Source organism: Brucella sp. TWI559 (assembly GCF_039674265.1).
In the GTDB taxonomy this organism is placed as follows: domain Bacteria; phylum Pseudomonadota; class Alphaproteobacteria; order Rhizobiales; family Rhizobiaceae; genus Brucella; species Brucella chromiisoli.
Genome location: NZ_JBDJNE010000072.1, coordinates 1 through 604, shown reverse-complemented (window position 1 = coordinate 604; position 604 = coordinate 1). Strand labels below are relative to the sequence as shown.

The following is a 604-nucleotide window of genomic DNA, read 5'->3' as shown; positions in this document are numbered from 1 at the left end:
AAATCTCCCGCTGACATTTCTGGAAAGTCAGACGCCGGCAGCACCTGCAGGCGAAAGCGCGATCGGCCAGCCGATACATTCACATGCGCATCGTCGCCCTCAAATTTAACATTCGCACCATCTGCAAACTTGCTGACGGCATCGTGCAGCAATGCGGATGGCATCGTGAAAGATGCGATCGCGCCAATGCCCGGCGCTTCGGCGCTTGCGCGCACTTCAAGGTCAAGGTTGGTGCAGGTTACACAAAGGCGGTCATCCTCGGCACTCATCAGCACATTGCCAAGAATAGGAATCGTGTTGCGCTTTTCGACGGCCCGGTTGACCGCCTTCAAGGCGGGGAGCAATGCTCCCCGCGCGATTGTGAAACTGGCGACCGACATCAGCTGATCTCCAGCTTGCCAGCGAATGAAGGCAGCTCTGTCTGCTTGGTCAGCGTCAGCAAATCCGCTTCAACTTGCTGCGTGATCACCAAATCTGGACGGTAGATATTGTAGAACCAGACAACCTTCTGATTGCTCATGCGATAGCGCAGGCGCACCGGAATGCGCACTTTCTCTCCCATAAAGAATGGGGCGATGGACAGAATGAATATGCCCGGCACTTT

Annotated in this window: 1 protein-coding gene and 1 pseudogene; both read right to left on the bottom strand. The window is 55.3% G+C overall.

Annotated elements, in window-relative coordinates; translation table 11 throughout:
• Nucleotides 1-380, bottom strand: a pseudogene (locus tag ABE530_RS19655) (DNA polymerase III subunit beta); the annotation flags it as partial.
• Nucleotides 380-604, bottom strand: a 225-nt coding sequence (locus tag ABE530_RS19650; protein ID WP_499695728.1) for a DUF2303 family protein, incomplete at its 5' end; no start/stop codon positions are given. The pseudogene ABE530_RS19655 and the gene ABE530_RS19650, both read right to left, overlap by 1 nt.